This is a genomic window from Acinetobacter sp. Ver3 (genome assembly GCF_000632455.1).
GTDB lineage: Bacteria > Pseudomonadota > Gammaproteobacteria > Pseudomonadales > Moraxellaceae > Acinetobacter.
The window spans coordinates 1-17,871 of sequence record NZ_JFYL01000015.1 but is presented as its reverse complement, the minus strand read 5'-3'; the positions used below and the strand labels follow the sequence as shown (position 1 = coordinate 17,871).

Genomic DNA, 17,871 nt, shown 5'->3' with positions numbered 1-17,871 from the left:
TTAAACCTCATATTTGAGGGGTCTGCAAATTTGGAACTCATGATAGCTCTTAAGGCTCATACCCTCGACCATCAAGGCTATTCAATCTGTTTTCAATGTCATAGTTATTAGCTTCTAGTTGCTCTACATTACCCTCCAGTCGCTCAACTCGATTGTTTATGTCTTTGAGTTTTAATAGTTCATTTAATATTGACTTAGCCCAAGCCTCTAATTTTTCAGGATCAGTAATATTTTTTGGGTTCGTCGGCTCAGGGAGGCTATCGAGTTCAAATGTTGTCTCGAGTCGCAAAATTAATTCAGCGGTTAGCGTTCTGCCATTGTTCTTGGCAGCTTCATCCAGCTTATCTTTAAGTTCAGCAGGTATTCTAAAGTTAACTTGTGGGTCTGTACGTGCCATAGGTTTATAACAACTAATGTTCCAATGTACATAAACTATAGAGTGCTATAAATAAATAGTCAAAAATTTGTTGACATCAAATAAATCACCTGCTTTAATGTGATTGTGATGCCAAGTTACATCACGTGCTATAAGGGGCTTATAATGGCAAGACAAGATCCACAGGTAAACGTGCGTATACCTGAAAAAACATTGGAGCGATTTAAAGAGGAAACTCAAAAAGATCGTAGAACTATCACAGCTCAGCTAAATATGATTATTGAAGAATGGTTAGAAAAGCGAGAAAACCAAAACGAAGCGAAAGTATGCAATCAATAGGCAACAAAAAAGCGCTCAGACCTTCGAAATTCTTAAGCGCTTCAGTGTTGTTAAACCCAAACCAAATAGGATTATTAACATGTCCAATATTACTAAATTTACCCAAGATAAGCAAATTATGGTGAGTGAGCTACAGATGCGCCGCTTACTAGAGTTTGTGCGCAATGCAGATAATGCTTTTAATCAGCTGTATGCATTAGCAAGTGTGCTAGCTGAAAAGTCGGAAAGTCATTCGATTAATAAAACCTTGGCTCAAATGGCGATAGGTATCTGCAACACATATTCTGATGAATGCTTGGAGGAGGTTAGGTTCTTTAAAGAAGAGTCAAAACAACTAATCCCGATGTTTGCAGAGGAGTTAGCGGCATGAATGCAGTGATTAACCTTGAAAAGAATGCGCCATTTGTAGAGGTGGAGATTGGCGGCGAAGTTCAGCTTGGTGTTGATGCTAGGTCGCTTCATAAAACGCTTGGCAGTAAACAAGACTTTTCAACTTGGATTAAGCGTCGTATTTCGCAATGTCAATTTAGGGAAAATTTTGATTTCATCTCACTCCACCAAAAAGTGGAGCGAGAAACAGGAGCCACCAGTAGAGTGGAGTACATCATCACTGCTGACATGGCTAAACATTTAGGTTTAATGGAAAAAACACCACAGGGTCATCAAATCCGTGAATACTTTATCCAGCAAGAGAAAGTTGCTCGAAATACGATGTATGGTATTCAGCTTGAAATCAATAAGGCAATGTTGCAGCTTGATCATGTAAAAGATGTTCTATCAAATGCAGGTCGAACACTCTGCGTTATGGGGAAGCAGGTCAAGCCGCAATTAATGCAGAACCTTGATGATTTGATTGCAAAGGCGCAACCACAATTACCATTTAATGCAGGGGAGTAACTTAAAATGCAAACCAGGAATACTTATGATGAAAATAACATGGTTAGCATAGTGCAATATTTAAATGACAAGATTGCAACCAATAAAAACTTAAGCACTTTAGAAGCATTGGCCCTAACAACAATTTACATGGCAGCAATCTCATCAGAGATTAATAAAATTGATGGTGAAGGCAGGTTTAAAGCGTTAAATCAGATGAGTTTTGCGTTGCATGAGTGGTCAAAAAATGAAGCGTCTGGATTAGGCGGGATTAAAGAAGTATTAATGGATTTATCACGGCTTTTCCCATATAGGCAAGGTTTGTTTGAAGCTATAGCCAACAACCCTGAATTTAGAAATACAACACCCTCTACCAAAGTCATGAGTACCTATATTGTAAGAGAGGTGGGAACTAAAAATATCAAAATAGGAAAAAGTACCAACCCTTCGTCAAGGATAAAAAATATAGAGTCTTCTTCGGGAAGGATTGTTGAGACTTTAAAAATTTATGGCCTTGATATTGAGATAGAGCTTCATGAGAAGTTCAAAAAATACAGAAGAGTGGGTGAGTGGTTTTTTGATATCAATGATGAGATATCTAATTACACTCAGCAGCAAACTTAATCATTAAGTATTGAGTTATCAAAAACCCACTTCGGTGGGTTTCTTTTTACCCTAAATTCAGTATCCTATTCTCAAATAAAAATTTGGGGGTGGGTGTGAGAAAGTTTTATGTTTTATTAATTTTATTAACTGCTTCATCGTTAGCTAGTGCAAAAACCATATCTACTGAATCTTTAGTAAATATTGTGAGCACCAACACCTTGGATAATTGTAAAATCAATGGATTTAATATACTTAATGCAAGACCTGATTTTGCCAAAACCATAAACGGTAATTTGAATAAGTTTGGGTCTCTTAATATTTCTAATTTTGATGCTTCTGATTGCTTAACATCAAGGAATGTTAGTAAAGATGTCTTAACCAGTCACTTTTATCAAAAAAATAAAAAGACCGTAGGGCATAGTTTGCAAATGTTCTCTGCCCTCAATCTTAAGTCTGGCGCGAGTTTAATCGCAATTATTGATAACAATAACCAAAGCTATATTCTGGGTGGGGTTGATCCACAGATGAAAGCCGCGCTCCAAGAAAGTTTTGGCGACAATGATTATTTTCAAAAAGTTAATTTTGATTCAAGAAAAGAGTTTGGTGATATAGCTAGCGCCAACAAAGGCCCTCAGATTGATACAAATTCCCCAAACTCCAATGAGAGTTTGCTCAAACAAGCCAAAATCAACCTTGCTAAACGAGGTGTCAAGGATCTAATTAAAACCGATACTAGTTTTGATTTGAGTCTTGAGGATGGTGAAGGGAATAAGCGCAAATCCTTAATGATGGTAAGTTTAGATAAGAAAAACCCAATACCATTATTAAGGGCGAACTTAATTAGCAACACAAATATTCTGTCCAGTGTAATTAAGTATAAATTGAAAAACCCATACTCTTACAAGCCTCGAGAAATTCTTGCTACACAGCAAGGGGATGAGTTGGAGATTATTATTAAATACACAGCAACCAATAGCTATGGCGCTGAGGTGGTTGGGATTGATGGTCGTAAGTTTTATCTCAAGGCCAGTGGTGAGTTTAATTCAACCCCAAATTTCTAAAAATATTTATTTATAAACCCCGCAACTGCGGGGTTTTTTATTGCCTAGGAGTTTTTAATGACAGATAAATCCAAGTGGTTTGTATTTAAGTTGGAAGATGATGAAGGCTTTGGTTGTTTTCGACTTAACCCAATTAATGACCCAAAAGTGCAATCCGAGTTATTGGGTTTAAACAACAAGAAAATGATTTTAAAGATGAGTAATGAAAAGATAGCAGAAGAATTTTCTATGCTAATCGCCAAATACATCATCAAAGATTGGGAGAATCTTGCATTCAAAACACCTGCTGGCGAAGTGGAAGGTGAAACCCCTTACTCGTTTGAGAATGCTTACCAGCTATTAATGCATGGCGATCCAGACATGAATCTGGCTAACTGGATTATCGAGAAATCAAAAAGCATCGTTTAGGAAAACCACACTTCAAAGCTCGCATTATGCGGGCTTTTTTACACCTATAGGAAAGTGATATGGCTGTTCAAGAAAGTAAATTAGTAATTAAAATCGACTCAGGTCAGGCCGCTCGAGATGCTAAAGCAATCAGTAAAGAGCTTGAAAGTATTGAGAAGCATGGGGTGTATGCAACCAAATCTATGGATGCTGCCTCAGTGGCAATTCGCCAACTTGCTGGTACGGTTGCAGGACTAGTCACGGTATCGACTGCATTAAATAAAATAGACACTTATACAAACCTGAACAACCAATTAAAACTAGTCACTAATTCTCAAGAAGAACTGAATAAAGCGCTAGATGATACTTATGCTATTGCTCAGCGTTCAGCAGCATCATGGGAGGCTGTTAATAGTGTTTACGCTAAGTATATGTCTAATGCTAAAACCCTTAATTTAACCCAAGATAAGGCGGCAAAATTAACAGAAGTCACAGCAAAGGCGGTTGCCTTAAGTGGCTCATCAGCAGAAGCAGCTACTGGTGCATTGTTTCAATACGGTCAAGCATTGGATGGAAATATTCTACGCGCCGAGGAATATAACAGTCTTGTGGATGGTGCTGGTGGCTTATTAAATGCAATGGCTACAGGCCTCAATGTGACACGTGGCGAACTTCGTCAAATGATGCTTGATGGCAAGCTAACAGGCGAGGTGATTACAGAAGCTTTACTCAAAGCAAGCGATAGCGTGGATCAACTTTACGCTAAAACAGACACTACGATCGGCGGCTCACTTCAAATGCTTAGTGACTCTGTAACAAAGTTTGCTGGTGAAGCTGGTCAAGCAAGTGGTGGAGCAGCTGCATTATCTGCATCCATCAGAATACTTGCGGAAAACTTCAACATGGTTGCAAGCGCAGCTATGGTGGTGGGTGCTTACTATGTAGGCTCGCTCATTCCAGCAATATACGCAAGCACTGTAGCGGGGTATGGAAAAGCTAAGCAACTTGCTGAACAAACAACAATTCAATTAGCGGCAATTCAGGCAGAGCGTGCCGCTGCCGCCGCAGAGCTTAAGGGGGCTGAGGCGCAGGTTGCTAACACACAATCAACATTAGCAGCCTTGCAAGCCGAAAGAGCCCTCGAAATTCAGCGAATGAAATCCCAAATTACAGCACAGGGTCTTGTAGCATCACAAACGCGTCTAGCAGAAATAAGTGTTATTGAGTCGCAAGTTAAAAAAGAGCTCACGGTTGCTAACACTGCGCTCGCAGCATCGCAAATGCGTGTCAATCAAGCTCAAAATATGGCAATAGGTGTAGGTCGAGGTTTGCTTGGTATACTTGGTGGCCCAGTTGGTCTCGGGTTAACGGTTGCAACGGTTGCAGCGTCATACTTGCTCTTAAAAGATAGCTCGGATGACACAACGCAATCTTTAAGAGCTAACAATGAGACTGTTCAAGATGCAATTGAAAAATACACTGCACTCGATACTGTAAAAAGACGTCAACAATTATCCTCTGAAAAAGACCAACTTGAGGAAGCATCTAAGTCATATGAAAATCTATCTCAAAAGCTTACAACCAATGCTTACTCTATATCTCGCCATAACGACTTAACGAAAGAGCAAGCAAAAGCCCTAAATTTAGTCATTGGTGAATTCAAGAAAACTGGAGATTTAGATAGCTTTTCATCGAAAATTAATAGCCTTAATTTTGTGAGTCAAGACTCTAAAAATAAGTTCAATAGTCTTGCTGGACAAGTGAGGGATGCTGGCACTGAGTTCAAAAATCAGAAGCAATTTGTTGATGCTATTGGTCAATCCCTTAGAGAGACAGGGTCTTCAGGTGATGAGGCCGCTAGAGGTGTGCGCAATGCGGCTAATGCGGTAGCTGAATACACTGGTAAGTTAAAAGCGCAAGAATTTGACTTAGCTTTTATTAATGCATTGACTCAAAAACACGGTAAGACAGCTCAGGAGGCTGATTTACTCCTTCAGGCTTATCGAGAAAATGAGAAAAAAGGCATTAAGGGTATCACGGTTGAGCAAAAGAAAATCATTAGCAACATTGAGGCTCAAAGACGCTCAGCGGAAGCTTACAACAAAGCTCAAAGTCAGTCAGTCTCTGATCAGAAGAAGCAATCTAAAGATTCTTTAAAATCCATCAGAAATCAAGCCGAGTTGAGAAATCAAATCCTCTTTGAATATTCTGACCGAGAAGCAAAGATGTATCTCGATCTTGAGAGAAGAAAGGCTGAAATTAGAGAGGCTTACGCGCAAAATCCAGCTGAAATGAATAAATATCTTGATTGGGCTGATAGAAGGTTTAAAGCAGAGAAGGCGTTGTATGATGCTGAATTAGCGAATCAATTATATTCTTTTAAATTAAGTGAGACTGAAAAACTTAATTTAAATAAAAATATTGAAGAGATGCGTATTCGCACATCAGGTGAATACACCCAGGAAGAGAAAGCATCACGCATAAAAGCCCTAAATGAACAACAAGCTCATGAACTCGCTCTCATCAAGCTCTCACAAGAACAGCGTATCTTTCAAATTAAGCAAAACTTAATGACTGAAACTGCTGCAATGGAGGAGCGATACAGATTAGAGCGCGATCAAATACTTTTAAACTCCAATCTTACTCAACAGCAGAAACAAAAAGAGTTGAACTTGATTCGAGCTGCACAGCAAGAAGAATCAAGAAATAAGCTTAACAATGCTATTCAGCAATGGGGTCAAACCCAAGCGCAAATGAATGGCACTGGTAACCAATTTGCTTTAGAGCAAGAGAGGTTTGGTCGATACGATCAATCGCAGAAAATATTCGACAATGAACTTTCAATGGTGAATCAGGAAGCTCAAGACCCAACCGCCGACTTGCAAGCAATTGCACAGAAGCGTGAGGAGATTTGGCAGGCTCATCAAGATCGGATGAAGGCGATTGAATCAGCCTATCAGACTGACTCTATGAGTCTACAGCTAAGTTACGGTCAGGAGGTAACAGGTGCACTAGCAGGAATGTTTGGTGCGATGTTAGGTGAATCTTCGTCAGCTTACAGAGCGCTTTATGGCGCACAACAAGCGTTTGCATTATCACAAGCTGGAATGAACGTCTGGAAGGCAGCATCTGATGCATATGCAAATGAGCCTGGCACTGTTTGGCAGAAAATGGGTGCGGCAGCATTAGCAACTGTTGAATCTGGAACTTTTGTTTCATTGATTCAAGCAGCAACACCTAAGGGCTTCGCGGATGGCGGCTTCACTGGTTATGGTGGTAAATACGAGCCAGCAGGCATCGTTCATAAAGGCGAGGGTGTATTAACCAAGGAGGAAATCCGAGCAATTGGAGGCCCAGCAGGATTTGAGGCATTACGAGAATCAATTAAGCATGGGTATTCATCAGGTGGTTTAGCTGAAGATACTCGGCGAGTTGGTATTCGTGCTGTGAATGCGATTAATTCGGGTGGCTCTGGTGGAAAAGCTGTCATTCAACCTAAAGTGGTTATCAATAATTACTCCTCTGAGAAAGTTGAAACTTCGACGAATCAAGATGGTGAATTAATGGTGACTATTGGCAAAATGGTTAATTCAATGGTAGATCAAAAGATTGATCAGCGTTTTATTAGAGCTAGACGACAGGGTGGTGAGTTATATGGAATTTAAAAAGAGTGATGTTAAAGCAGTGTTTTAAACCGCTTTAACACTCTTGGAGATTAAGATGCAAGATGAAGAAATTCTGAGTGAAGCCAATTCACAAGTGGGCTTAAGAAACTTTCAAGATCAGATGGGGTATAAGCCTCCACCGCAACATGCAAAGCTTTTACTGGATGCTGGGCGTAAAGCTTTACGTCAAAAACAAACCACTCTAAGCGGGTTTCCATACTGTGACGTGCTTCTTTCCCAGCCTTTTCCTCTACATGCTCGTAAAACAAGTCATCCAGATTATTAAGGTTAATTCCTGTAGTATTAACACTTGGTCTAAAGCAGAATTGTATATAGGCATCCAAGACGCCCTGAATGTCGGGAGCCTCCCCAAGCCAACACCCAAGTGTCATTATTGCAGTGTTTTCCTTATTTATGCGTAACACCTTGTCTTTGAGTGTTGGCATTAAATTAAGTTCAAGTATTTCATCTATTCGGTCTGGGTAGCGAGTGAGATCTATAGCTCCGATATTAAGTCCACCCTCTTCAATATCCGACCTAAACGGCCAAATCTGGTATGTCTTTCCAGTCATATCCTCGATTGTCATGATAGAATTATCCTTGTTAGATAGTTTTTAGCAAATCAATACTAACACTCAACCCGTTCTTTTTAGGACGGGTTTTTTATTGGGTTAAATTTATGAGCAACCGAAAATTTACTTTTCCAGCCGACCGAGAGAGCAATAGTCAAACCAATTCATTCCAAGTTTTGCAAAGTCAATTTGGAGATGGGTATAAACAAACAACCTCGGTTGGCATCAACAGTAAGCGTGGGGTTTGGAATTACACGCGCACAGCTTATAAAGATGAGATTTTGCAGATCAAAGCCTTCTTTGATGACCATAAAGGTTCTGAATCTTTTTTATGGGATTCACCTTTAGATGGTGAAGTTCGAGTGATTGCAGGTGATTACACACCTGTCCACATCGGCGGATTGGTGTGGAGAATTTCCACGACATTCACACAAGATTTTCAACCTTAAATTAATTTAAACAACGCCCCGCTTAGTCGGGGTTTTTTATTGGAAAAATTATGGCGACAACCAAGATTGAATTAACCAGAACCCCCAAAAAAATAGCTAGCGCTCACACACCCACCTACATCCAATCAAGCAGGGAATTTCGCTTTGCTTTTAGCGCTACTCAACCAAATAACCTCAATACCTTTCATACAGACATGAAAATTTACACAGATGGAGATTTGGGGGATATGTGGGCTTGGGTGGCAGACCCTGACTCTTATGGTTATGTGGTGGTAAGCACAGCATGAAAAATAAATCAATCAATCATCTTTCGAGGTTTAAAACCCCGCGGATTTTAAACCTCGCATCAAGCACTAAAAAAAATCTCTACATGATTGGCTCAACTAATCACTTTATAGGATCAACAGAAGGCTTGATCGGCAGTAGATTGCCAATCACGAACTAAATTAAGAGGCAGATATATGGCTAAGCAAACGATTAATCAAGGCACAGCACCAACCGGCGCAGGCGGTGATACATTTAGAACTGGCTCAGCAAAACTTCAAGCGAATGATGATGAGCTTTATGCACACTTAGGAGCAAGTGACGGCAGTTTAACTGCTGCAAAAACACGTACCGCTCTAGGGCTGGGCACAGCAGCAACAGCCACGATTACAACATCAACTACAGACAAGACAACTGGGCGAGTATTAAAAGTCGGTGACTTTGGTTTTGGGTCAAGCATTCCGCCAAATTACTCTAAAGTTCCAGATATTAAAGGATTTTTCAAAGTATCACCTGCGGTTGCTGATGACTTTGCGCATGATTTTTCTGGTGGGTTAGCCCTACCGTATGGCGCAACAGAAGTATTTTATCTATTTGCTCCAGTCACAATTAATAAACCACCTTATTACCGAAAAGTGAGGAATCTTGCTGGTGGTGAACAGGAGTACATGCCAAAGCAAACATTTTATACAACAGAAAATACAACCGTAGATGCTAATGGATTTATCAAAAACGCCTCTCCTATCGTTAAGCTTTTTGCAGATGGAGTTGAGCTGAATGATGAAGCCCAACAACAGGATATTGTTTTTGAAAAATTAGGTATCGGTGATTATTTAATTAAAGGCTCAAGTGGTTTTGCACAAGAAGGTTGGTATATTGAGACCCCGAAAGATGCGAACGGAAATGTACTTTTTTCAGTGATTTACACAACGCTAGAAAATGGTGACATCTTAGTAAAAACCTATAAGAAAAAGTTTGATCTTGAAACCGCTTCTATTGTCGCTGATTTGGAAAATCCTATGGATATTACTGCAGGTCGCTGGATTGATTTACGCTTGCAAGAATTACCACAGCCTGAGATTGAGGTGATCGATGAGCCTGAACAGTGATTTTCAAAAGCTCCATGTTGACGGCCTGATTACGCTTTTTGAACTCGATGCTCGCGCTTTAGGTGCGGGTATTTTACGTTTCCATGGTCACATTGCATATCAAGACTGGGAACGCATTTATAGCCTGATTGGTTCGAATGCCTTAATGGGTGATGAAACCAAGATGATTGGCGAAGTCTATGAATCAGCAGAAACAAAAGCCTGGATGCGCAACATCATTTGGCAGGGTGAAACCTTTGAGCCGATTGCGATTGAAGTTTCAGGTTTGGAAATGCGGTCAGACGGCAAAGCTTCAGCGCCAACATTGAGCATGGCGAATAATATCAACGGCATTCAAAACGCGGTATCGGCTTACTGTCTGCAGTTTGGTGATTTTGTTGGCGCAAAACTTAAAGTCATTACAACGTTGGCCAAGTATCTGGACGCTGAAAATTTCTCAAGCGGCAATGCTTCAGCGTCAACTGAAGCAAAAGAGCAGCTTTGGTACATTGAGCAAAAAACGTCTGAAAACTCTCAAGCAGTAACTTTTGAATTATCAAATCCGATTGATTTTGAAGGTTTGCGCATTCCAGTTCGTCAGATTTCAAATTACTGTCACTGGTGCGCGGTAGCGGGGTATAGGGGCGAAGAGTGTCAGTACACAGGCACAGCAATGTTTACAGATAAAGATGAACCTACCGACAATCCAGCCTTGGATCGATGCTCAGGCAGACTTTCATCTTGTCGTATACGCAATAATGAAAGTCGCTTTGGTGGCTTTCCAGCTTCGAGTTTAATGTGATGACTGAATTTTATGTTGGTGAAATAGTTGAATTCCACGTGCCAGGTCGAATGATTTTAGGTGACGGAACTCTTGTTAAAATTTTGAAAATAACGGGTGAGTGGGCTGAAGTTACAACAGGTTGTGGATGCTGGCTTGAGAAGCTGGAAAACTTGAGAAAGATTCAATGAAACTAACCACAAAACTTAAAAAAGCAATTCATTTGCATGCTTCGGAAATATACCCAGCTGAATGCTGCGGCGTGATTGTAGATAATGAATATATTCGTTGTCGCAATGTGGCGGAGCATCATGATCAGTTTGAAATCCATCATGAGGATTTAGCAAAAGCCGAGGACTTGGGTGAGATTCAAGCCTATGTGCATTCACATCCTGATGCAACTGCTAGAGCCTCTGATTATGACCTGCATCAAATTGAATTACATGACAAACCATGGGTGATTTGCGCTTATCCTGATTTAGAGTTTCAAGTGTATGAGCTGTGTGGCTATAAAGCCCCTTTGGTTGGTCGCAACTATTACCACGGTTGGCAAGACTGCTACTCAATTGTCCGTGATTTTTACGAGCGAGAACTTGGTATAAAGCTCATGGATTTTGAACGTCAAGATGCATGGTGGGAATCCAAAGAAAACAAATCTCTTTATTTGGATGGCTTTGGTGTAGCTGGATTTGTTGAAGTGGATGAGCCGCAATACGGTGACGTGCTTTTATGTCGCGTTGGGCGAACAGAGCATGTCAATCATGCGGTGATTTGGTTGGGTGATAACGGTATGTTGAAATCTGAACATACAGAGCCGTGTATTGGTTCAGCACTTATTTTACATCATCCATACGGTCGAAAATCATGCCGTGAAATCTATGGTCCACAGTGGCAGGAACGAGTAGCAAAGGTAGTTCGATATGCTCAAAAAAATTAAGCTTTACGGTGTGTTAGCTAAGAAGTTCGGCAAAGAATTTCACTTGGCTGTAGATAGCACAGCCGAAGCAATGAGGGCTTTATCTGTTCAAGTACCAGGTTTTGAAAAATTTATGCTCCATGCTCATGAGCAGGGCTTAGAGTTTGTAGTCTTTCAGGATAAGCAAAACATTGGTGAATCTGAGTTGCAAATGACCACAAGTGCTAAAACCATCAAGATTGTACCAAAAGTGAAGGGTGCAGGTGGCGCAGTTCAGACAATTTTGGGCGCTGTGCTCGTGGTGGTGGGTGTACTTGTGACAGTGGGGACGCTTGGTGGGGGTGCAGCATTGGGTGCAGGCCTGATCGGTGCTGGTGCCGGCATGATGATTGGTGGTATTGCAATGATGCTGATGCCTAAAGTTGATTCGCAAGACCAAAACGAAGATGGAAACCGAGCCAACAAGGGGTTTGGTGGAGCAGTCACAACTGTCGCACAAGGCAACCCCGTGCCGATTTTATACGGACAGCGTGAAGTTGGTGGGTTTATTGCCTCGGCTGGACAGTACCCAGAAGATTTAATGTAAACAAGTAAAATACACAGGCGCATTAAGCGCCTTTTTTATTGTATGAGAGAAAGCATGAACGCAGTAATTAAAGGCGCAAAAAAAGGGTCAGGCTCAGCGAGAAAGCCAGTTATTGCACCTGATTCAGCACAATCCAAAACATTTATTAAAATCCTTTATGGATTATCTGAAGGTGAAGTTCAAGGCTTAGCTAATGGCTTAAAGTCTATTTACCTTGAAGAAACTCCGCTTGTCGATGGCAACAACAATCCAAACTTTCAAAACGTGCAAGCTGACTTTAGACACGGTACAAATGATCAGACTTACATTGAGGGCTTCCCTGATATCTCGTCTGAGCAAGCGATTGGTGTTGAATTAAAGTCTGCAACTCCATGGGTTCGTGCAATTTCAAATACTCAGCTTGATGCTGTACGAGTGCGTTTAAAGTGGGGCGCATTACGTCAAACCAATGCAGACAACGGTGATGTAAAAGGCTACACAATCCGCTATGCAATTGATTTGCAAACAGGTGGCGGCACGTGGGCAACAGTTCTTGATACGCAAATCTCAGACAAAACATCATCTAATTATGAGCGCTCACATCGTATTGATTTGCCGAAATCTGATACAGGTTGGCAGATTCGTGTCCGCAAAATCACACCTGATGCAGAATCTGAATACATTAGTGACAAGATGTATGTTGAGGCGTTAACTGAGGTTATTGACCTTAAATTAAGCTATCCAAACACGGCTATGCTCGGTCTGCAATATGACGCCGAGACATTCTCAAATGTGGCGAAAATTGCAGTGGATTTAAAGGGTGTAAAAATCCGAGTGCCAAGCAATTACAACGAAATTACGCGCAAATATACAGGCATGTGGGACGGTACTTTTAAGCGAGCTTATAGCAATAACCCTGCCTGGATTTACTACGATATCTGTACTTCAAAACGCTATGCACTAGGTGATCGACTTACATCACTTATGATTGATAAATGGTCATTGTATCGCTTGGCGCAATACTGTGATCAGATGGTAGATGACGGCAAAGGTGGTCAAGAGCCGCGTTTTACTTGCAATGTTTATTTGCAATCTACAGAAGATGCATATGCGATTCTAAATAAATTGGCGGGCGTCTTTAGAGCCATTACATTTTGGGATGGTAATTCAATTGTCTGTGATGCTGATATCCCGCAAGACACATTCTTCACATACACTCGCGCCAACGTAATTGATGGGTTATTTGAATACTCAGGATCAAGAGCGCGTGATCGCCACACGGTTGCAAAAGTGGCATGGGATAACCCAAAAAATCACTACAAGACAGAATATGTGTATGTGCGTGATGAGGCTGCTATCGCCAAGCTTGGTGTTCGTGTAGTCGATATTGATGCATGGGGCTGTACATCTGAGGGGCAAGCACAACGAGCAGGTTTGTGGGCTTTAAAATCCGAGCAACTTGAAACGCGCACAGTATCTTTCAAGGTCGGCTTGGATGGTCATATTCCTTTACCTGGTAAAGTAATTGAAATTGCAGATGAGTTATTTGCTGGTCGTGCTAATGGCGGTCGTATTTCAGCAGTTTCAACGAATCGCAGAACTATAACGATTGATCGTGACAATGTGGTGTGTCGTGCGGGTGATCGACTCGTCGTAAATGGCGAAGATGGCAAAGCTCAAGCGCGTACAGTCTCATCAGTAAATGGTCGAAACATCACTGTTTCTAGTGCTTTCGATTCTGTTGCAGCTCAAAATGTCTGGGTTGTGGATGCGCAAGATTTGAAAACAATGAAGTTTCGTGTCATGAGTATTACTCAAAACGAAAAACATCAGTTTTCAATCAATGCAGTTCAATACGAACCATCTAAATACGATGCAATCGATCATGGTGCATTTATTGATGAGCGACCGATTTCAATTATTAACCCAACCACACAAGAGCCTGTATCAAGCGTGGTGCTTACGTCTGAAAACATGGTACAACAAGGCATTTCCGTGGCAACAATGCTGATTTCATGGGATCAAGCGCAAGGGGCGACAAAATATCAGGTTGAATGGCGTAAAGACAACGGGGCATGGAATAAATTACCTTTAACTGGCAGCAATTCGGTTGAAGTTCAAGGTATTTATTCAGGCAATTATGAAGCAAGAGTGACTGCAATTTCTGCTTTTGATGTGTCCTCATTGCCAACCTATTCAGTGCTTACGAACCTTGAGGGTAAAACTGGAACACCGCCAGCACTAGCCAACATTCAAGCCACAGGTATTTTGTTTGGATTCAAGGTTAATTGGAGCTTTCCAAGTCAAGGCGCCTTGGATTCTGCGTACACTGAAATTCAGATTGCAACAACTGCTAACGGTGCCAATGCTGCGCAGCTGGGTTTGTTTGCTTACCCAACGGATACGCACGTCATTCAGGGCATGCAGCCGAACTTGACCCGTTATTTCCGTGGTCGATTGATTGACCGAATCGGGAATGTTGGCCCGTGGTCGCAATACGCAAGTGCAACAACATCAGCCGATGCGTCCGCTGTGCTGGATATTTTGTCAGGTCAGTTATCAGAATCGCACTTGAGCCAAGGCTTGATAGAAAAGATTGAAAATTCTGACTTGGAAAATAATCAGGCTTTTATTGATGTTCAGCAGAAAATAGAAGGCTTGGATGCTCAATACTATTTAAGGATTCAATCAGGAAAATATGTTTCAGGCTTTGGCTTGGGGGTTGAGGGCGGTCGTTCGGATTTTATTGTCCATTCCGATAGCTTCGCATTGGGCAATCCTGCGGGTGGAGATGAGGGTGTTAGCTACCCATTCATCTTCCGCTCTACACCTTACACCGATCCAAATACAGGCACTGTTTTTCCTGTTGGTGCTTATATGAAATCTGCGTTTATGGATTATGCTTCTATCGATACTGCTCATATAAAAGAGTTGGCGGTTAAGTCTGCTCAAATTGATGATTTGGCTGTGACTACTGCGAAGATTGGTGATTTGCAAGTTGATACACTGAAGATTGCAGATAATGCGGTAACTGTACCTGCTGCCACCAGACTTTCTTCACCTATTCAAAGAAATAGTACTAGGCAGCCTACTACTTATGGTGGAGGTGTTACCTCCCTTATTGATTCATCCCAGTATTTTGGTGATATCTTATCCTTAACTCTTAATCGTAACGGGGGTAAGTGTCGCATAGAAGGATCAATATGGATGGATAAAATATACGGTACGCTTTACACCAGTTCTGGAAGCACAATCCCAAAAGAAGAACAATACGTAGGAGTATTGGTTTTTAAAAATGGCGATTTGCTTTCATGGGCACGTGTTCCAACCAGTTTCAAGGACACTAATCAGGTTAGGGAGCATAGCGGTCTAGCTTCTATTCCAGTTGTAATTGATGATGCCGGAGTTGGCCTAGCTACCTACTCTATTAGATTAGGGGTGACAAGTGATAGAACTAACTCTGGCACTCAAATGTCAGTATTCTCTGAGCCACCAACAATTATTAGTGCTACCCTTGCAGTAATGGAGCTTAAAAAATGACCACTATTGTTAATTCTTTTGGTAAACCTCAATACACCATAAGCGGTAACGAAGATATAGTAGCTCTCAATACTCCGCATGGTTGTATTGCCGTAACAGATCCACCAAGCCCAAATATGTACTATCAGGAAGGTTGGGTGGATATGCCACCACAGCCATCCCAATTTCATGTCTTTAGTTACGAGACTAAGGAATGGATTGATCCACGCTCACTTGATGAAATCAAAGCACAAAAATGGGCTGAGATTAAGACAGGGCGTGATCAGCTTGAGTTCGGTGGCTTTGAATTTGAAGGTAATGTTTATGATTCGGATCAAGTGTCACAAGGTCGAATCATGGGTGCTGCTGCTGCGGGGGTAGATCAGATATGGACTTTAGCTGACAACACTACTGTTGAGCTTACAGCACAGCAACTTAATCAGCTTTATCAAGCATTACAAGCTCATATTTCATCAACTCATGAACGTGGGCGAGTTGCTCGACAAGCTATTTTCTCAGCCTCATCGAAAGAAGAGGTTGAGGCTATTCAATTTTAGGGGAATATATGGATGACTTAAAATTAGTCATTGCGTCACTTGAGCCATTTTATACAGCCATTGCGAGTTTCGTAATGGCTTTTTTAATGGCAATTTTTCGCACTGCAAGAAAACACGGTAAAGCAGATTGGTTAGAAGCCTTTATGTGCGGGCTTTTCGCAATTGGTGCTTGGTCACTTATGACATGGTTTAACGTACCTGAAATTGTGGCTGTTGGCGTGTCGTCTGCAATCGGCTTCAAAGGCACTCATTATGTGAGTGATAAAATTGATAAGGTTGATCTAAATGCAAAAAAAGATAACAACTCAACAAATCCATGAGCAGGCAAAAGCTCTTGGTGTTGACTACGCAGCACTTCGAGCAGTCATTGAAGTTGAGTGTAAAAGCTCAGGATTTAATATTGATGGCACGCCTGTCATTCTTTATGAGCGCCATGTCTTTTACCGAAGACTAAGGGCAATCAATTGGATCACAAAGTCGAATGAATGGGCTAAAACTTACCCTGATTTATGCAATCCGACTGCTGGCGGATACGGTAAATTTTCAGAACAGCATGGCAAACTTGAACGCGCATCAAAGCTTAATCGTGATGTAGCTTTAGAGTCTTGTTCGTGGGGTTTAGGTCAAGTCATGGGCTATCATTGGAAGTCACTCGGCTACCCTTCTTTGCAAAATTTCATCAATGCGATGTACAAAGACGAAGCTAGTCAACTTGACGCGATGTGTCGATTTATCAAAGTAAATGGACTGGTCGATGAGCTCAAGCGCAAAGATTGGAAAGGTTTTGCTCGTGGATACAATGGTCCAGCATATGCAAAAAACAGTTATGACACAAAGTTAGCTGAAGCATACAAAAAGTGGAGTAAGTAATGCCCATTATTCAACTTCTGTGGAAATATCGAAACTTGGTCGCAATAGCGACTTTTTTTATTTTATGGCTTGGTCAAATTGCATATACAAATCATTTAAGCGGAAAGTTGGCTGAAGCTGATGCTGAATGTGTAAAGCGCATTAATAAAGTCAATGATGCATATCAATCAGCCTTGGATGCTTGGAAAACAAAAGTATTCATTGTTGAGAATGAGCTTGAAACCGAGCGCAACAATATCAAAATCCAATTTCGAGATATTAAACATGAAACTCAAAAAATTATTACTGAGCGCGTTTATACTGAGTGCAAGCTTGATGATGCAGGCATGTCAAACGCCGAAACCGCCCGCATTGCCGCAAATACCCGCAAGCCTAATGATACCTTGTGATGAATACAAAGCGCTTTCAAATAATACAATGGGTGAGTTATATACTCGTTACATTGAAAGTTTGGAGATTGGTGCTGAGTGTTCAGCAAAGGTTGATGCCTTTATTAAAATTCACACAAACTAATGAACATGCTATGGTGCTCTTAAAAAAGGGCACCAGTATGAAAACAAGAAAAATTATTAAAAACTTCAATGTCGACTATACATACAGAATTAGTTTGCTTTGCCTTGTGGATGAAAAAGATAAAATTATCGAAGTCTACGACCACAAGGGAAATAAACTGGTCCACAACAAAGAAGCCAGAACTGTGTTTCACAATGGCAAATTTTTGTTCTATTAATTCACAGGATACGGATTCAATATATCGGTGTTATAATGTCCTGAGTTCAAATCCGAAAGCATCAATCGAACTCAGGTTTAAGTGATTTTTTACAAAATTTAAGTGGGGTGCAAAGTTAACTTGTTACACAGATGTTACACGGTCTGTATCCTGAGTTAAAAACTACTCTGTAAAACAATGGTTTATATACGTGATACGTATCCCGCCATCTCCACCAAAATTCTTGTAATAAAAAAGCCACTTATTTAAG

At 41.0% G+C, this 17,871-nt stretch carries 21 protein-coding genes; 19 read left to right on the top strand and 2 right to left on the bottom strand.

All coding sequences use genetic code 11. The features are described 5' to 3' along the window. Window positions 1–49 precede the first annotated feature (49 nt). Window positions 50–397, bottom strand: a complete 348-nt coding sequence (locus CL42_RS06120) for an Arc family DNA-binding protein (RefSeq protein WP_035266193.1) — start codon at window positions 395–397, stop codon at window positions 50–52. 144 nt (window positions 398–541) lie between these two features. Between CL42_RS06120 and CL42_RS06115 the strand changes: the two genes are divergently transcribed. From CL42_RS06115 to CL42_RS16460, 7 genes are all read left to right on the top strand, one after another. Then, on the top strand, window positions 542–715 hold the full coding sequence (locus CL42_RS06115; protein WP_035266191.1) for an Arc family DNA-binding protein: 174 nt from the start codon (window positions 542–544) through the stop codon (window positions 713–715). Between the two features lie 79 nt (window positions 716–794). Beyond that, window positions 795–1,085: a hypothetical protein gene (locus CL42_RS06110; RefSeq protein WP_035266188.1), complete on the top strand. Its 291-nt coding sequence runs from the start codon at window positions 795–797 to the stop codon at window positions 1,083–1,085. Then, window positions 1,082–1,612: an antA/AntB antirepressor family protein gene (locus CL42_RS06105; protein WP_035266185.1), complete on the top strand. Its 531-nt coding sequence runs from the start codon at window positions 1,082–1,084 to the stop codon at window positions 1,610–1,612. Before CL42_RS06110 ends, CL42_RS06105 begins: the two co-directional genes overlap by 4 nt. Window positions 1,613–1,618: 6 nt before the next feature. Further along, window positions 1,619–2,215 (top strand): GIY-YIG nuclease family protein, encoded by a 597-nt coding sequence (locus CL42_RS06100; protein ID WP_035266183.1) that lies wholly within the window; start codon window positions 1,619–1,621, stop codon window positions 2,213–2,215. 95 nt (window positions 2,216–2,310) lie between these two features. Continuing rightward, entirely contained in the window at window positions 2,311–3,258 is a 948-nt protein-coding gene (locus tag CL42_RS16465) for a hypothetical protein (protein ID WP_051586540.1), read from the top strand. Window positions 3,259–3,315: 57 nt separating this feature from the next. Further along, a complete protein-coding gene (locus tag CL42_RS06090; protein ID WP_035266180.1) occupies window positions 3,316–3,666 on the top strand; it encodes a hypothetical protein in 351 nt (116 codons plus the stop codon). 59 nt (window positions 3,667–3,725) lie between these two features. Then, window positions 3,726–7,310: a tape measure protein gene (locus tag CL42_RS16460; protein ID WP_051586539.1), complete on the top strand. Its 3,585-nt coding sequence runs from the start codon at window positions 3,726–3,728 to the stop codon at window positions 7,308–7,310. Window positions 7,311–7,360: 50 nt separating this feature from the next. Here CL42_RS16460 and CL42_RS16455 read toward each other — a convergent pair whose 3' ends face one another. Further along, a complete protein-coding gene (locus tag CL42_RS16455; protein WP_051586538.1) occupies window positions 7,361–7,897 on the bottom strand; it encodes a hypothetical protein in 537 nt (178 codons plus the stop codon). Window positions 7,898–7,989: 92 nt separating this feature from the next. Between CL42_RS16455 and CL42_RS06075 the strand changes: the two genes are divergently transcribed. From CL42_RS06075 to CL42_RS06025, 12 genes are all read left to right on the top strand, one after another. Beyond that, window positions 7,990–8,331 (top strand): phage tail protein, encoded by a 342-nt coding sequence (locus tag CL42_RS06075; protein ID WP_035266179.1) that lies wholly within the window; start codon window positions 7,990–7,992, stop codon window positions 8,329–8,331. A gap of 50 nt (window positions 8,332–8,381) precedes the next feature. Then, complete coding sequence (locus CL42_RS06070; RefSeq protein ID WP_035266177.1) at window positions 8,382–8,618, top strand: hypothetical protein; 237 nt, start codon at window positions 8,382–8,384, stop codon at window positions 8,616–8,618. 174 nt (window positions 8,619–8,792) lie between these two features. After that, window positions 8,793–9,704, top strand: coding sequence for a hypothetical protein (locus CL42_RS06065; protein ID WP_035266175.1), 912 nt, complete (start codon window positions 8,793–8,795; stop codon window positions 9,702–9,704). Then, window positions 9,688–10,485 carry a phage minor tail protein L gene (locus CL42_RS06060; RefSeq protein ID WP_035266173.1) on the top strand — a complete coding sequence of 266 codons (798 nt, stop codon included), beginning with the start codon at window positions 9,688–9,690 and terminating at the stop codon, window positions 10,483–10,485. Before CL42_RS06065 ends, CL42_RS06060 begins: the two co-directional genes overlap by 17 nt. Continuing rightward, a complete protein-coding gene (locus CL42_RS17240; protein WP_171076759.1) occupies window positions 10,482–10,655 on the top strand; it encodes a hypothetical protein in 174 nt (57 codons plus the stop codon). The genes CL42_RS06060 and CL42_RS17240 overlap by 4 nt, the downstream gene beginning before the upstream one ends. Beyond that, the gene (locus CL42_RS06055; RefSeq protein ID WP_035266170.1) at window positions 10,652–11,401 is read left to right on the top strand and encodes a C40 family peptidase; all 750 of its coding nucleotides are present in this window, start codon (window positions 10,652–10,654) and stop codon (window positions 11,399–11,401) included. The genes CL42_RS17240 and CL42_RS06055 overlap by 4 nt, the downstream gene beginning before the upstream one ends. Further along, complete coding sequence (locus tag CL42_RS06050) at window positions 11,385–11,966, top strand: tail assembly protein (protein ID WP_035266167.1); 582 nt, start codon at window positions 11,385–11,387, stop codon at window positions 11,964–11,966. Before CL42_RS06055 ends, CL42_RS06050 begins: the two co-directional genes overlap by 17 nt. A 54-nt stretch (window positions 11,967–12,020) precedes the next feature. Then, the gene (locus CL42_RS06045; protein ID WP_035266164.1) at window positions 12,021–15,485 is read left to right on the top strand and encodes a host specificity protein J; all 3,465 of its coding nucleotides are present in this window, start codon (window positions 12,021–12,023) and stop codon (window positions 15,483–15,485) included. After that, the gene (locus CL42_RS06040; protein ID WP_035266161.1) at window positions 15,482–16,021 is read left to right on the top strand and encodes a DUF4376 domain-containing protein; all 540 of its coding nucleotides are present in this window, start codon (window positions 15,482–15,484) and stop codon (window positions 16,019–16,021) included. The genes CL42_RS06045 and CL42_RS06040 overlap by 4 nt, the downstream gene beginning before the upstream one ends. Window positions 16,022–16,029: 8 nt before the next feature. Beyond that, window positions 16,030–16,341 (top strand): phage holin family protein, encoded by a 312-nt coding sequence (locus CL42_RS06035; protein WP_035266158.1) that lies wholly within the window; start codon window positions 16,030–16,032, stop codon window positions 16,339–16,341. Next, window positions 16,307–16,891, top strand: a complete 585-nt coding sequence (locus tag CL42_RS06030; protein ID WP_035266154.1) for an N-acetylmuramidase family protein — start codon at window positions 16,307–16,309, stop codon at window positions 16,889–16,891. The genes CL42_RS06035 and CL42_RS06030 overlap by 35 nt, the downstream gene beginning before the upstream one ends. Continuing rightward, window positions 16,891–17,280 (top strand): hypothetical protein, encoded by a 390-nt coding sequence (locus CL42_RS06025; protein WP_035266151.1) that lies wholly within the window; start codon window positions 16,891–16,893, stop codon window positions 17,278–17,280. Before CL42_RS06030 ends, CL42_RS06025 begins: the two co-directional genes overlap by 1 nt. Window positions 17,281–17,871 lie beyond the last annotated feature (591 nt).

Excerpts from the sequence above, each read along its gene's own strand:
- CL42_RS06120 (WP_035266193.1), bottom strand. The coding sequence starts at position 397 with ATGGCACGTACAGACCCACAAGTTAACTTTAGAATACCTGCTGAACTT.
- CL42_RS06115 (WP_035266191.1), top strand. The coding sequence starts at position 542 with ATGGCAAGACAAGATCCACAGGTAAACGTGCGTATACCTGAAAAAACA.
- CL42_RS06110 (WP_035266188.1), top strand. The coding sequence starts at position 795 with ATGTCCAATATTACTAAATTTACCCAAGATAAGCAAATTATGGTGAGT.
- CL42_RS06105 (WP_035266185.1), top strand. The coding sequence starts at position 1,082 with ATGAATGCAGTGATTAACCTTGAAAAGAATGCGCCATTTGTAGAGGTG.
- CL42_RS06100 (WP_035266183.1), top strand. The coding sequence starts at position 1,619 with ATGCAAACCAGGAATACTTATGATGAAAATAACATGGTTAGCATAGTG.
- CL42_RS06090 (WP_035266180.1), top strand. The coding sequence starts at position 3,316 with ATGACAGATAAATCCAAGTGGTTTGTATTTAAGTTGGAAGATGATGAA.
- CL42_RS16460 (WP_051586539.1), top strand. The coding sequence starts at position 3,726 with ATGGCTGTTCAAGAAAGTAAATTAGTAATTAAAATCGACTCAGGTCAG.
- CL42_RS16455 (WP_051586538.1), bottom strand. The coding sequence starts at position 7,897 with ATGACAATCGAGGATATGACTGGAAAGACATACCAGATTTGGCCGTTT.
- CL42_RS06075 (WP_035266179.1), top strand. The coding sequence starts at position 7,990 with ATGAGCAACCGAAAATTTACTTTTCCAGCCGACCGAGAGAGCAATAGT.
- CL42_RS06070 (WP_035266177.1), top strand. The coding sequence starts at position 8,382 with ATGGCGACAACCAAGATTGAATTAACCAGAACCCCCAAAAAAATAGCT.
- CL42_RS06065 (WP_035266175.1), top strand. The coding sequence starts at position 8,793 with ATGGCTAAGCAAACGATTAATCAAGGCACAGCACCAACCGGCGCAGGC.
- CL42_RS06060 (WP_035266173.1), top strand. The coding sequence starts at position 9,688 with ATGAGCCTGAACAGTGATTTTCAAAAGCTCCATGTTGACGGCCTGATT.
- CL42_RS06055 (WP_035266170.1), top strand. The coding sequence starts at position 10,652 with ATGAAACTAACCACAAAACTTAAAAAAGCAATTCATTTGCATGCTTCG.
- CL42_RS06050 (WP_035266167.1), top strand. The coding sequence starts at position 11,385 with ATGCTCAAAAAAATTAAGCTTTACGGTGTGTTAGCTAAGAAGTTCGGC.
- CL42_RS06045 (WP_035266164.1), top strand. The coding sequence starts at position 12,021 with ATGAACGCAGTAATTAAAGGCGCAAAAAAAGGGTCAGGCTCAGCGAGA.
- CL42_RS06040 (WP_035266161.1), top strand. The coding sequence starts at position 15,482 with ATGACCACTATTGTTAATTCTTTTGGTAAACCTCAATACACCATAAGC.
- CL42_RS06035 (WP_035266158.1), top strand. The coding sequence starts at position 16,030 with ATGGATGACTTAAAATTAGTCATTGCGTCACTTGAGCCATTTTATACA.
- CL42_RS06030 (WP_035266154.1), top strand. The coding sequence starts at position 16,307 with ATGCAAAAAAAGATAACAACTCAACAAATCCATGAGCAGGCAAAAGCT.
- CL42_RS06025 (WP_035266151.1), top strand. The coding sequence starts at position 16,891 with ATGCCCATTATTCAACTTCTGTGGAAATATCGAAACTTGGTCGCAATA.